Origin of the sequence: Nonomuraea sp. 3N208 (assembly GCF_052245935.1) — a bacterium.
In the GTDB taxonomy this organism is placed as follows: Bacteria; Actinomycetota; Actinomycetes; order Streptosporangiales; family Streptosporangiaceae; genus Nonomuraea.
This window is the reverse complement of record NZ_JBQQBR010000071.1, coordinates 26493-39971: the sequence shown is the minus strand read 5'-3', so window position 1 is coordinate 39971 and position 13479 is coordinate 26493. Positions and strand designations below refer to the sequence as shown.

The 13479-nt window shown below is 70.0% G+C and carries 10 protein-coding genes; 6 read left to right on the top strand and 4 right to left on the bottom strand.

Annotated features, from left to right (window positions below; translation table 11 throughout):
- Positions 1–265 (bottom strand): alpha/beta fold hydrolase (locus ACTWPT_RS56045; protein WP_443185738.1); only part of this gene is annotated, 265 nt, incomplete at its 3' end.
- Between the two features lie 283 nt (positions 266–548).
- On the opposite strand from ACTWPT_RS56045, the gene ACTWPT_RS56040 reads away from it, so the two are divergent.
- On the top strand, positions 549–3281 hold the full coding sequence (locus ACTWPT_RS56040) for a cation-translocating P-type ATPase (protein WP_443185737.1): 2733 nt from the start codon (positions 549–551) through the stop codon (positions 3279–3281).
- An 89-nt stretch (positions 3282–3370) separates the two neighbouring features.
- Here ACTWPT_RS56040 and ACTWPT_RS56035 read toward each other — a convergent pair whose 3' ends face one another.
- Positions 3371–6142, bottom strand: a complete 2772-nt coding sequence (locus ACTWPT_RS56035; protein ID WP_443185736.1) for an ATP-binding protein — start codon at positions 6140–6142, stop codon at positions 3371–3373.
- A 459-nt stretch (positions 6143–6601) separates the two neighbouring features.
- On the opposite strand from ACTWPT_RS56035, the gene ACTWPT_RS56030 reads away from it, so the two are divergent.
- Genes ACTWPT_RS56030 through ACTWPT_RS56015 form a run of 4 tightly spaced genes read left to right on the top strand, consistent with a single transcriptional unit; the run spans position 6602 to position 11235 of the window.
- Positions 6602–8041: an amino acid permease gene (locus ACTWPT_RS56030; protein ID WP_443185735.1), complete on the top strand. Its 1440-nt coding sequence runs from the start codon at positions 6602–6604 to the stop codon at positions 8039–8041.
- Entirely contained in the window at positions 8038–9294 is a 1257-nt protein-coding gene (locus ACTWPT_RS56025; protein WP_443185734.1) for an arginine deiminase, read from the top strand. The genes ACTWPT_RS56030 and ACTWPT_RS56025 overlap by 4 nt, the downstream gene beginning before the upstream one ends.
- Positions 9291–10292 carry an ornithine carbamoyltransferase gene (gene argF, locus ACTWPT_RS56020; protein ID WP_443185733.1) on the top strand — a complete coding sequence of 334 codons (1002 nt, stop codon included), beginning with the start codon at positions 9291–9293 and terminating at the stop codon, positions 10290–10292. Before ACTWPT_RS56025 ends, argF begins: the two co-directional genes overlap by 4 nt.
- A gap of 1 nt (position 10293) precedes the next feature.
- Positions 10294–11235, top strand: coding sequence for a carbamate kinase (locus ACTWPT_RS56015; RefSeq protein ID WP_443185732.1), 942 nt, complete (start codon positions 10294–10296; stop codon positions 11233–11235).
- A gap of 43 nt (positions 11236–11278) precedes the next feature.
- On the opposite strand, the gene ACTWPT_RS56010 is transcribed toward ACTWPT_RS56015, so the two are convergent.
- Positions 11279–11452 (bottom strand): hypothetical protein, encoded by a 174-nt coding sequence (locus tag ACTWPT_RS56010; protein ID WP_443185731.1) that lies wholly within the window; start codon positions 11450–11452, stop codon positions 11279–11281.
- A gap of 24 nt (positions 11453–11476) precedes the next feature.
- Positions 11477–11758 (bottom strand): alpha/beta fold hydrolase, encoded by a 282-nt coding sequence (locus tag ACTWPT_RS56005; RefSeq protein WP_443185730.1) that lies wholly within the window; start codon positions 11756–11758, stop codon positions 11477–11479.
- Positions 11759–11982: 224 nt separating this feature from the next.
- On the opposite strand from ACTWPT_RS56005, the gene ACTWPT_RS56000 reads away from it, so the two are divergent.
- Entirely contained in the window at positions 11983–12882 is a 900-nt protein-coding gene (locus ACTWPT_RS56000) for a sigma-70 family RNA polymerase sigma factor (RefSeq protein ID WP_443185739.1), read from the top strand.
- Positions 12883–13479: the final 597 nt, after the last annotated feature.

The window sequence follows — 13479 nt, the reverse complement described above, 5'->3', positions numbered from 1 at the left end:
AGACCAGAGCGCGGACGGCCGGGTTGCCGGCCGCCGCCTGGGTGATCACCATGCCGCCGTAGGAGTGGCCGGCCAGGATGACCGGGCGGCCGAGGCCGGCGATCACGTCGCGCACGTACGCGGCGTCACCCTCCACGCTGCGCAGCGGGTTGGCCGCCGCGACGGCGGTCAGCTGGTTGCTGTGCAGGCGCTGGATGACGCGGTTCCAGCTGGCCGATTCGGCGAAGGCGCCGTGGACCAGGACGACGACGGGCTGCTCGCTCATGAGTGTGCCTTTCCGGTTGTTTGCCCCATTGGACCGGGCGGCCACCCGATCTGTGACACCGCCATGCTCGTCCCCCGGGGAGAGCCTCGGCGTGCGGCCGGTCATGCTCGGGCCACGCGTGGAAACGAGCTGTCACAACCCCGCGCGGTTGTCCGGTCTTAGGAGGATGAGCGGACCCTTCGCATCCCCGCAGCCGCCAGGCCGAGGCCACGATCGAACGCGAACCCATGAGGCCGCACCGCCGGCTGGAGAGACGGCCACGCAGCCAACGGAGGACGACAGCATGATCGAACCGGATCAAGTGCCGTGGCACGCGCTGCCGACCGGCGATGTCGCCGTCAGGCTCCAAGCGGCCCCGGACCAGGGCCTGTCGGCCGGCGAGGCGGCGCGACGGCTCGAGCGCTATGGTCCCAACCAACTGCGGGAGGCGGCCCGCGAACCGCGCTGGCGAGCGTTCCTGCGTCAGTTCCAGGACCTGATGATCGTGATCTTGCTGATCGCCGCCGTGGTGAGCCTGCTGATCTCGCGCGAGTGGGAGACGCCGCTCGCGATCGCCGTGGTCGTGCTGCTGAACGCCACCATCGGCTTCGTACAGGAATCCCGCGCCGAAGCCTCGCTGGAGGCGCTGCGGAAGATGACCTCCACCATGGCGACCGTCCGGCGAGACGGCCGGCTCGCCCGCCTGGACGCCAAGGAGCTGGTTCCCGGTGACATGGTGATCGTCGAAGCCGGAGACCGAGTGCCCGCGGACGGGCGGCTGCTGTCCGCGGCCTCCCTGGAGGTGCGGGAAGCGGAGCTGACCGGAGAGGCGCAGCCGGCCGCCAAGTCCGCCATCGGCCGCGTCGAGGAGGGGGCACCGCTGGCCGACCGTACGAATGCGTTGTTCATGAACACCTCGGTCACCCGCGGCCGGGGCGAAATGCTCGTCACCGCCACCGGCATGGCGACCGAGACCGGCCGGATCGCCGGCCTGCTCGCCACGGCCGAGCCTGCCCCGACCCCGCTCCAACGGCAGATCAACGCACTCAGCCGGACCCTGGCGCTCATCTCCGCCGTCGTGGTGGTCGTCGTGGTCGTGCTCGGGCTGGTACGCGGGCAGGAGTTCGGCGTGCTGTTCATCACCGCGGTCTCACTGGCCGTGGCCGCCATCCCCGAGGGGCTGCCGGCGGTGGTGGCGTTCACCCTGGCCATGGGCACCGACCGGCTCGCCCGCCGCGGAGCCATCGTCAAACGGCTGTCCTCAGTGGAGACCCTCGGCAGCACCTCACAGATCTGCACCGACAAGACCGGCACACTGACCCTGAACCAGATGACCGCCCGGGAGCTCATTTTCGCGGGGCGACGCTTCACCGTTTCCGGTCACGGCTACGCCACCGACGGGCGGATCCGCTCCACCGACGGCCGCCCGCCACCGGACGCCCTGGACCAGGCGTTGATCGCGATGGCGCTGTGCACCGACGCCGTGCTCCGCGACGAGGAGGTGGTCGGTGACCCCACCGAGGCCGCTCTGGTCGTACTCGCGGAAAAGGGCGGGATCGACGTCGCGGCACTACGCCAACATCGCCCGCGCCTGGCGGAGATTCCGTTCGACGCGGACCACAAGTTCATGGCCACCTTTCACCGCTGGACCGACGATGATGGCCGGCCGATCGTGCGCTGCTTCATCAAGGGCGCGCCGGACGTCCTGGCCGCACGGGCCACCCACTACCTGGGCCCGGACGGCATCACCGAAACCGACCCGCGGGGCCGGCGACGCTACGAAGAAGCGAACGCGACCCTGGCCGAACAGGGCCGCCGGGTGCTGGCCGTGGCCCGCCAAGACTTCGCCGCCGATGGCTTCGACGCCGACGGTGATGCGAAGAAGCTGCTGGACCGAATGGTCCTGATCGCCCTGGTCGGCATCGTCGACCCGCCGAGGCCGGAGGCACGGCAGGCCATCGCGCAGTGCCACGACGCGGGCATCCGCGTCCGCATGATCACCGGCGATCACGCGGTGACGGCCGCGGCCATCGCCCGGGACCTCGACATCCCCGGCCAAGCCGTGACCGGTGCCGAACTCGACCAGATCCCCGACGACACCGAACTGGCCCGCCGCCTGGACGACATCGGCGTCATCGCCCGGGTCTCACCCGAGCACAAGCTCCGCATCGTCGGCGCCCTGCAGGCGCGCGGCGACGTGGTCTCAATGACCGGCGACGGCGTCAACGACGCCCCGGCACTACGCAAGGCGGACATCGGCGTCGCCATGGGCCTGACCGGGACGGAGGTGACCAAGGAAGCGGCGACCATGGTGCTCACCGACGACAACTTCGCCACCATCGTCGGAGCCGTACGCGAAGGGCGCGGCGTCTACGACAACATCGTCAAGTTCACCCGCTTCCAGGTCTCCACCGCGCTCGGCTTCGTGCTGACGTTCCTGATCACCTCGCTGACCGGCATCGCCGGCGGCGCCCCGTTCACCGCCCTGCAGATCCTCTTCGTCAACCTCGTCATGGACGGCCCGCCCGCGATGTCGCTCGGCGTCGACCCGGTCAGCCCGGACGCGATGAGCCGGCCACCCCGCCCCAAACGCGAACCCATCCTCACTCGGGAGCGCCTCATCCGCATCCTGCTGACCAGCGCCATCATGGCGACCGGCACCACTGCCGTCCTCGCCTGGGCACCGGGGCCTGCCCCTGCCATGGGTCAGGCCGGCGTCGCGGGCACGATGGCGCTCGTCACCTTCGTCTTCTTCCAGGCGTTCAACCTGCTCAACGTCCGCCACCCCACCCCCAGCCTGTTCCACCGCGAGACCCTGCACAACACCAACCCGCTGATCGCCACCCTCGTGGTCGTCGCCCTGCTGCTGCTCATCGTCGAACTGGACACCCTGCACGGCTTCTTCACCACCACCGATCTCACCTTCGGCCAGTGGCTGGCCTGCCTGGCCGTCGGCTCGACCATCCTGTGGGTCGGCGAACTCGTCAAAGCCCTGCTCCGCGTCCGCGACCGCCGTCAGAGCACCCACGGCGCGTGAGCCGTCCGACGGCGGCCTGTTCTTCACTCGACCGGGCCCTGCGCACCGGACGGCATGCGGGGCGGCACCAGCCGGCCGATCATGCAGCGTCAGGCCGTGGCCGCCGTGCCTTCGAGCAGCGTGGCGCGGATCTGTTTGCGCGACGCGATGCCGAGCTTCACGAAGACCTTGCGCAAGTGCCATTCGACGGTGTGCGGGCTGATGTAGAGCTGAGCGCCGATCTCGGGGTTCGTCAGCCCGTCACCGGCCAAGCGCGCTATCTGCGCCTCCTGGGCGGTGAGCGTGGCGGCCGGCGCTTCCGCGGGGCGCTTGCGTACCGTCTCGCCGGTGGCCTGCAGCTCGCGCCGGGCGCGTTCCGCGAACGCCTCGGCCCCCATCTGGCTGAGCATCTCGTAGGCGATGCCCAGTTGCTCGCGCGCGTCGACGCGGCGGTTCTCCCGACGCAGCCACTCGCCGTAAAGCAGCCGGGTGCGGGCGAGCATCATCCGGACCTCGGCACGGCCGAGCCGCTCGATCGCCTCACGGTACAGAGAGTCGGCGGCGAGGCCGCCGCTCACCTGGGCACGCACGCTTGCCGAGGTGCCGAGGGCCCAGTCCATGCCACTGACCTGCGCCATCTCGTCGAGCCGCCGGGCGACTTCGGCAGCGCGGGCCGACCTTCCGCTCCGGGCGGCGGCCTCGACGAACTCGATCATGGACCAGGTGGACAGTCCGAGCTCCTGTGGGTTCTCGGCGCCTCGCTCGGCCGCGACATACGCCTCCTCGTAGCGACCCAGGCCGTTGTAGAGCACCGAGCTCGCCCATTGGGTGGCGGTCAGCACCTTCCCTTCCCCTTGAAGAGCTGTGTCTCGCGTGATCGCTTCGATCACCTGACGTGTTGCGGCTTCCCGGCCCCTCCACGGCTCGGCCACCAGGGCTCCGTACTGGGCCATGAAGCGGCTGCCCGTCACCTCACCGATCGTCACCGCCTCGGCGACCAGCGCATCCGCGACGGCGAGCTCGCCGGCGAGGACCCGAGCCGACAGGAGCAGCAGGAGGGCCGACGGCAGCACCGACAGAGCCCCCGTCTCGCGGGCCAGGTTCACCAGCTTCTCCGAGAGCACCGAATAGCTGTCGAAGTCCCAGACGTTATGGGCCATGCGGCACGCGAGCGGGAGCCAGCCCAGGCCTTCTTCCCTGGAGATCCCTTCGGTGCGGAAGCCGTCCAGGGCCTGCAGCACCATCGGCATGCCCGCCGAGTAACCCTCGATGGTCGCCACCGCCGTGCCGTTCAGGAGCAGATCGTTGCGCTCCGGTGGCGGTCCCGGCGGTGCGGCGAGGGCCGCTTTGGCGACCTCTGCCATCTGAGCTCCGACCGCCAGCCGGCCGGCGGTGAGAGCCGCGTAGAGCGCGTCCCGGTAGGTCTCACGGGCCAGCCCTGCGTCCAGCGGCTCCAGGCGCTTGCCGGCTTTGAGCAGCAGCGGCAAGCCGGCGCCGGCACTTCTGGAGGCGAACATGATCCGACCGCGCAGCAGGTCGGACTGGGCCAGTTCGCGTTCGTCCAGGGGGCTGAGCTCCGCCGCGTCCAGCAGCTCGAGCGCGGCGTCGTACCCGCCGGCCTGATACTTAGCCCGTGCCGCCGCCAGCGCTCTGGTTCCGCGGCGTGCGGAATCGGGGGTCAGCTCGGCTGCTCGCTCCAGGAACGCGGCCGCCGCCGCGACGCCGCCGCGGGCCTGCGCCCGATCGGCGGAGCGTTCCAGCTCGGCGGCCACCGTCTTGTCGGGGCTGGCCGTCGCGTTGGCCAGATGCCACGCCCGGCGATCAGGATCCGCCTGAGGATCGGTCGCGTCGGCCAGCGCGCGGTGCACGTTCTGCCGGTTCTCCGGGGTCGCGACGCGGTAGGCCGCCGAGCGTACGAGGGGATGGCGGAAGCGCACGCGGGTCCCGATGGTGATCAGTCCCGCCGCCTCGGCCGGCGCTGCGGCAGCCGCTTCGATGCCCAGCAGCTCTGCCGCCTGATTCAACAAGGTCACATCGCCTACCGGCTCGGCCGCCGCGATGAGCAGCAGCTGCTGCGTCTGGCGCGGGAGCGACTGGACCCGCCGCAGGAAGCTCTGCTCGATCTGGCTGGCCAGCGGCCGCGCGTCGGGCCGCCCGAACCCGCCGGCCAGCTCCGCCGCCGTCAATCCCCTGGGCAGCTCGAGCAGGGCCAGCGGGTTTCCCTGCGTCTCGGCGACGATCCGATCCCGGACCCGCTCGTCGAGTCGCCCTGGCGTCACGGAGTCCAGCAGGGCGCGCGCGTCGCTGTCGCTCAACCGTCCCACTTCGAGCTGCGGCAGCCCCGTCAACTCTTGTTCGAGGTGGGGCTCACGCACCGCGAGCACCAGCCCGATCGGCTCGGCGAGCAGGCGCCGCGCGACGAAGGCGATGGTCTGCGCGGAGACTTGATCAAGCCATTGGGCGTCGTCGACGAGGCAGACCAGCGGCTCTTTCTCGGCCACGTCGGCGAGCAGGCTGAGCACCGCGAGCCCGACCAGGAAGCGGTCTGGTGGAGTGCCCGCGCTCAGGCCGAATGCCGTCTCGAGCGCGTCACGTTGTGGCTCCGGCAGGCGAGGGAGATGATCCAGGAACGAGGCGCACAGCTGATGCAAGCCACCGAAGGCCAGCTCCATCTCGGACTCGGCGCCCGCCGCTCTGGCGATCCGGCAGCCGGCCGCGCTGCCCCGCACGTACTCCAGCAACGCCGTCTTGCCGATGCCGGCCTCGCCACGCAGGACCAGGACCGAGCTGTGGCCGCCCTGCACCGTCGCCACGAGCTGGTCCAGCGTCTCGCACTCGATCTGCCGCCCACGAAGCTGGGACCCGGGCCCCCTGCTTGCCATGGGCACCGCCCCCCGCCGACCGTAAGCCCGTGGACCATCGACGCCGGATGTACGAGACGACTGGCGCTATGTCATACGTCAGCAGGCAGCCTATCGCTCTGATCCCGATCACGGCAACGAGCCGTTGACACCGGCCGCAGGGTCAGCCGACGAAGGACCACCAGGTCGTGGCGACTGACCGGGGAACGCCTGGCCGACGGTGTCACAGATGCGGGTGGCCGCCCGGTCCAAGTGGCGGACCCATCCGATTCGGGGTGAAGAGAGGTAGATCATGAGCGTTACCTGTCGCCGGAGACCGGCCTCATTGGCACGCGTTGGCTTCAGCGGGGGCGCCTCGGCGAGTCCCGCGGCCGTGGAGTTGGGCGGCGGGGCTGTGCTCGGAGCGGCGCATACCGCCCACGACGCGCCCGCTCCGCCGGCACCGTCCCCGATCGTCGACATCCCCATGAGGAGTTCGTGATGAGCCATGACATCGGAGCGCCGCGACAGACGGGCAGCGGCGCGCCGCCTCTGGACGCGCCCTCTTCAGTCTCGGCCGGGCCGCCGACGATCGGTGCGCCGACCGGGCCCGAGCCGGGTGGGCGCCGCTTCGGGCTCGGTACGGCGTCGGCGCTCGTGGTCGGCTCGGTCATCGGGACCGGGGTATTCGCTCTGCCATCCGCCTTGGCGGTGTTCGGTTCGATCTCGCTGGTGGCGTTCGTGCTCGTCACGATCGGTGCTGTCGCGCTGGCTCTGACATTCCGCGATCTCGCGGCGCGGCTGCCCGGCGCGGGTGGCCCCTACGTCTACGCTCGCGACGCGTTCGGCGAGTTCGCCGGATTCCTCATTGCCTGGAGCTACTGGATCACCGCGTGGGCCGGAAACGCGGCGATCGTCGTGGCGTGGGTCGGCTATGTCGAGGTGTTCTGGAACACCGGGCACGAGATCGGGTGGTCGATCGTCATCGCGCTGACCGGGCTGTTCCTGCCGGCGCTGGTCAACCTGTTGGGATTGCGCAGTTTCGCCGCGTTCCAGGTCGTCACGACCGTCTTGAAGTTCATCCCGCTGGTGTTCATGGCCACCATCGGCCTGCTGTTCATCAACACGGCGAACTTCGGCGACTTCAACGCCGCCGGGACCTCCTGGCTCGGCGCGATCAGCGCCGCGGGCGCCATCGCCCTGTTCAGCTACCTGGGCATCGAGACCGCATCGGTCGCCGCGGCCCGGGTCCGAAACCCGAAGCGGAACGTCGGCCGGGCCACCGTGCTGGGCACCCTGGCCTGCGCCGCCGTCTATATCCTCGGCACCGTCACCGTCTTCGGCACCGTGGCGCACGACGACCTCGTCAGCTCCACCGCACCCTTCACCGACGCGGCCAACGCCATCTTCGGTGGTCAATGGGCGGGGGCCACGGTCGCCGCCGCAGCCGTCGTGTCCGGCTTCGGGGCGCTGGTCGGCTGGACCCTGATCGTGGCCGAGATGCCGCGGGCAGCAGCGCAGGACGGGTTGTTCCCCACCGCCTTCGCCCGGCAGAACCGTGCTGGGGTTCCCGCGTTCGGGATCGTCATCTCCACCCTGTTGGCCGCGGGACTCACCGTCGTCAGCTACACCAGCTTCGAGCAGGTGTTCATCACCGTCGTGCTCTTGTCGGTGCTCACCTCGGTCGTCCCGTACCTGCTGTCCGCCGCAGCGCAGCTGTACTGGCTGCGCACCGACGGCAGGCGGCTGCGGGTCAGGCATCTGGCTCGCGACGTCGTCGTCTCGGCGCTCGCGCTGGCGTTCGGGTTCTGGGCTCTCGCCGGCAGTGGCTACGCGGCCGTCTACTACGGGACGTTCTGCCTGCTGCTCGGCGTGCCGGTATACGTGTGGGTCAAGGCCCGCCGCGGCACCTACGGCGAGACCCCGGCGGTGACGCGATGACTACAGACCAGGACGTCGCGTTGAAGGTCGGCATCCATTCCGAGATCGGCCGGCTGCGCGAGGTCATCGTGCACCGGCCCGGATCTGAACTGGACCGGCTGACCCCGGACAACGCCACCCAACTGCTGTTCGACGACGTGCTCTGGGCGGACCGCGCCCGCCGCGAACACGACGAGTTCGTCGAGGTGCTGAGGGCCCACGGCGTGCGGGTGCACCTGTTCGCCGATCTGCTGGCACAGGCGCTCGCGACGGACGCCGGCCGGAACTTCGCCGTGGGTCGCGCGTGTACCGATCAGCAGTTCGGACCGGCTCTGGCCCGGGAACTGCGGGCGCTGTTCATGGATGCCGACCCGGTCTTGCTGGCCGACTACCTGATCGGCGGGGTCCTGAAGTCGGACATCGACCTGCCCGGCGGGGCCAGCGTGGCGTGGCAGAGCCTCGGTGCCGACGACTTCGTGCTCACCCCGCTGCCCAACACGCTGTTCCAACGCGACAACGCGGCGTGGATCGGACGGGGCGTCGCGGTCAACCCGATGGCCAAGCCGGCCCGGAGCCGCGAGTCGATCAACACCCGCACCGTCTACCGGCACCATCCGCTGTTCGCCGACGCCGACTTCGTGACCGTCTACGGCGACGACGACCTCCACCACGCCCCGGCCACGCTGGAGGGCGGCGACATCCACGTCATCGCCGACGGCGTCGTCATGGTCGGGATGGGCGAGCGCACCACGCCGATGGGCATGGAGATGCTGGCCCGGCGGCTCTTCTCGGGTGGCCATGCCCGCCGCGTACTGGCCGTCGAGCTGCCCAAGAGCCGCTCGACGATGCACCTGGACACCGTGCTCACGATGGTCGACGTCGCCACCTTCGTGGCCTACCCCTACTTCGACCAGGCCGCGGCCCGGGTCTGGCTGCTCACCCCCGATGGGAACGTCCAGCACCGGACAGGACTGACCGCCGGCCTGCGCGAAGCGATCGAGGACGACGACGTCCGCGTCCTCGCTGCGGCGGGGGACCGACGCGAGGCCGAGCGGGAGCAGTGGAACGACGCCGACAACTTCCTGGCGATCTCTCCCGGAGTGGTACTCGGATACGAGCGCAACACCGCGACCAACGCCATGCTGCGCGACCACGGCCTAGAGGTCATTCCTCTGGCCGGTAGCGAACTCGGCCGTGGACGCGGCGGCGCACGGTGCATGACCTGCCCCGTCCTGCGTGACCCCGTGCCGTTCTCCTCGAAGGAGTCGTCATGACCCGCTCAGCCGCATCCCGCTCGTTGCTCACCGTGACCGACCTCGGCCGCGATGGTTTCCTCGAGATGCTCGACCGCGCCGCGGCGCTCAAGGAAGCCAAGAGGGCACGACGCGAACGACCCGCACTGGCCGGCCGCAACATCGCCCTGGTGTTCCAGAAGGACTCCACCCGCACCCGATGTGCGTTCGAGGTGGCCGCCTACGACCAGGGCGCCCACGTCACCTACCTCGGACCGTCAGGGTCGCACCTGGGCCGGGAGGAAAGCGTCGCGGACACCGCGAGGGTGCTGGGTGCGATGTTCGACGGGATCGAGTTCCGTGGGTTCGGCCAGGAGATCGTCGAGGAGCTGGCCAGGCACGCCGGCGTGCCGGTCTGGAACGGGCTCACCGACGAATGGCACCCGACCCAGATGCTCGCCGACGTCCTGACCATGCGCGAACACCAGCCCGGCCCGATCGAGGCGATCAGCTACTGCTTCGTCGGCGACGGGCGCGGCAACGTCGCCCGGTCGCTGCTCGTCACCGGAGCCATGCTCGGCATGGATGTACGAATCGCCGCACCCGACGAGCTGAGTCCTCCCGAACCGCTGGTGAAGGAGGCAGAGCGCATGGCGCAGGTCAGCGGCGCGCGGGTGATGGTCACCAGCGACCTGGCGACGGCGCTCGACGGCGCCGCCTTCGTCTACACCGACGTGTGGGTCAGCATGGGCGAGGCCGACGCCGAGTGGGACCGGCGCGTTCCACTGCTCACCCCCTATCGGGTCACGGCGGAGGTGATGGCCGCCACGGGCCGTACCGACACGCGGTTCCTCCATTGCCTGCCAGCCGTGCACGACACCACCACCGAGCTCGGCCGGCGGATCCACCAGCGCTACGGGCTCGCCGGGGCCGAGGTCACCGACGAGGTGTTCACGTCCGCCGCCTCCGTGGTCTTCCAGCAGGCGGAGAACCGGCTGCACACCATCAAGGCCGTGCTCGTCGCGTCGCTGGGAGAGTGACATGCTGCTTGTCGTCGCATTGGGCGGGAACGCCCTGCTCGAGCGAGGTGAACGCCCGGATGCGGGGGTGCAACGGCAGCACGTGCGCTCCGCCGCCCGTGCGCTGGCTCCGCTCGCCGCCGAGCACACGCTGGTTATCTGTCACGGCAACGGGCCGCAGATCGGGATGCTGGCCGTCGAGAGCGAGAACGACCCGGCTCTGACCCACCCGTTCCCGCTAGACACGCTCGGCGCCCAGACCCAGGGCATGATCGGATACTGGCTGACGCAGGAACTAGGCAACGCGGGCATGGCCCGGCCGGTCGTCACGATCGTCACGCAGACCGAGGTCGACGCGGACGATCCGGCATTCCGCACCCCCACGAAGTTCGTCGGCCAGGGCTACCCGGAGCCGGTGGCCCAAAGGTTCGCGCTGGAGCATGGGTGGACCATCGCCCGGGATGGCCGGGCCTGGCGTCGGGTCGTCGCGTCCCCGCCACCCCGCCGCATCATCGAACTCCCCACGATCCGGCAGCTGGTGGCCGGCGGCACGACCGTGATCTGCGGCGGCGGGGGCGGGGTGCCTGTCCTCGCCCGGGACGGCGGCCGGTTCGAGGGCGCGCAGGCAGTCGTCGACAAAGACCTCACGGCGGCGCTGCTGGCGGTCCAACTGGGAGCCGACCGTCTCGTGGTGCTCACCGACGTCGACGCCGTCCGGCGTGACTTCGGCACCCCTCAGGAGCAACCGCTGTCCACAGTGAACGTCGACGAGCTACGCACCATGCGGTTCCCAGCCGGATCGATGGCGCCGAAGGTCGACGCCTGTATCCAGTTCGTCACCGCGACCGGACGGCCGGCGGCGATCGGGGCGCTGCGGGACGCGTCCGCGGTGCTCGCCGCCATGGCCGGAACCACCATCACAGCGTCGACCGACTCAGCGGGTACGCCGACGAGAACAGGATGACCATGGGGGCGCGCTGAGCGCCCCCAGGTCGCCCGTGCGCTTATCAGCCGTTCGCCAGGAATTGGAGCAGAGTGCGGTTGAAACGCAGGGGGTGTGTGGCTTGGCAGCCGTGCGGCGCGCCCTCGATGATCTCCACGGCGCTGCCCCCGAGCTGTTCGCCGGTGGCCGGGAACGGGGTGATGTCGTTGTGCCGGCGACGCGCCCGCGCCCTGGGCACGGTAGTAGGCGCGGTGCAGGTCACTCAGCAGCACGCGCTCGAGAGTCCACGGGCCCTGTGGGTTGTCGTAGGAGCGGCACAGGTATGGCAGCGCCGCGCAGGCCGCGCGGCGGGTTGGCCGTGGCGAGCACCGGATAGCCATCGCTCCTGAGCCGGGCGATGACTCCGTTCCAGCTGGTTGCCGGTGGCGTCGATGGGCAGGATCCGGTCCTGGTCGCCCTGGACGACGAGCGTGGGCACGTCGAAGGCGGCCAGGTCCTTGCGGAAGTCGGTGGTCCAGGTGGGCACGCACATCAAGGTCGCCATGGCGATGGCCTGCATGATGCCGTCGAAGGTCGACTGCTTGACCGCCTTCTATCGCGAAACGGGGTCCGAAGGACGGTCGGGACACCACCGCCGTGGGCCCCCGCAACCGTGGACCAGGGTACCGACCACGGTCTCCCCAGGGCGCGACTGAGGGGTCGGAAAAGCGACCGTTATCGCAGTGGCATCGCCGGATGCTGCGTGCGAACGGAGCCGAGACCGTGACGATGAACCTTTTGGAAGCGCACAGAGACGACGCGGGACAGACCAGTCCGACGGTCTCCGCAGCTGATGACCGCTTGATCAGCGAGTTGGACGTGGCCGCTTCGGTGTTCGCCACCGCACGGCCCCGGCTCTTCGCGATCGCGCTCCGCGTCCTCGAAGACGTGGGCGAGGCCGAGGACGTGGTACAGGAGGCGTGGCTCCGGTGGGAACGTGCCGACCGCTCGGTCGTCATCAGTCCGCCCGCGTTTCTTGCGATGACCACCACCAGGCTCGCCATCAATGTCACCCAGTCCGCCCGGAGGCGTCGCGAGACGTCCGCCGGCCCCTCGTTTCCCGAAACGGTGGACCGCAGCGTCAGCCCTGAGACAGCGGCTGAACGACATGAGGCGGTCGATGTGGCGGTCCGGCTGCTGTTGGAGAAACTGACGCCCGCCGAACGGGCGGCCTATCTCCTCCGCAAAGCATTCGACTACCCCTACCGGCGAATCTCCGAAATCCTTCACCTGGGTGCAGACCATACGCGGCAACTCGTGCGGCGCGCCCACGAACACCTCGCCACCGAGCGACGTCACCCGGTGAACACCACCGCGCATCAGCGCCTCGTGCAGACGTTCCTCGCTGCGGCGCAGACCGGCAACCTCGCCGAATTGGAAGCACTTCTCGCTGCTGACGTGGCCCGCTATAGGTCCGACGACGGCGACTGGAGGATGAGGTCTACTATCTCGAGTTGCCACCATCGGACCGCTGACCGGTCACATCGTCGACGGATTCCCACGGAGCCGATGAGAGCTGAGCGAGCCGGAGCCCAGACGCCGGCCGTCAGCGCTGGGCTTCGGCCCGCTCTCGGATCCCCCGTAGCATTCGCCGCATCATCGGGTAGTCGGCGAGCTCCATCAGCATGACTGTGAGCGGCGTCAACGGTCGCCGCCACTCGTACACGGCATGCATTCGAGCGATCAACCGGGTCCGCTCATCGCTCTGCGGTATCAAGCGCCAGGCCCACGTGCGGTTCGGTGAGCGCCACAGGAGCCATGACGGCTGAGCGAAGCCGTCGACGACGAACGCTGTGCGGTCGGAGGGATTCGGGACCCATGCCAGCCGCTGACCGATCCGGAGATCCTGAAGCTCCGGGACGATCTCCCCGGACGCTGGGGCGAGCGAAGTTGTCCAGAAGGTCGTCGGCGTACCAGCCGGCGCGCCCGCACCCGACCTGGACCAGCCATGGCCACACCTGCTCGGGCGTCGCGTCGATGGTGATGGCGCGGGTGCAGCGGTACTGGGCTCGGGGCAGCAGGCTGTCGCCGGGCATCGGCGCGGCCACTTCCGCCGGGGTGGCCCCCCACCTCAGGTGTCGACTCCGCAGGAACGGAGCGATGAGGAAGCGGGGCAGGTCATCGACGACATCTCGCACTTGACTGGCCAGACCGGCCAGGGTCGCGCGAGGAGGTGACCACCGGGCGGGAGCGTCGGACAGGACGGCGGGGCCCGTACGTGACGGA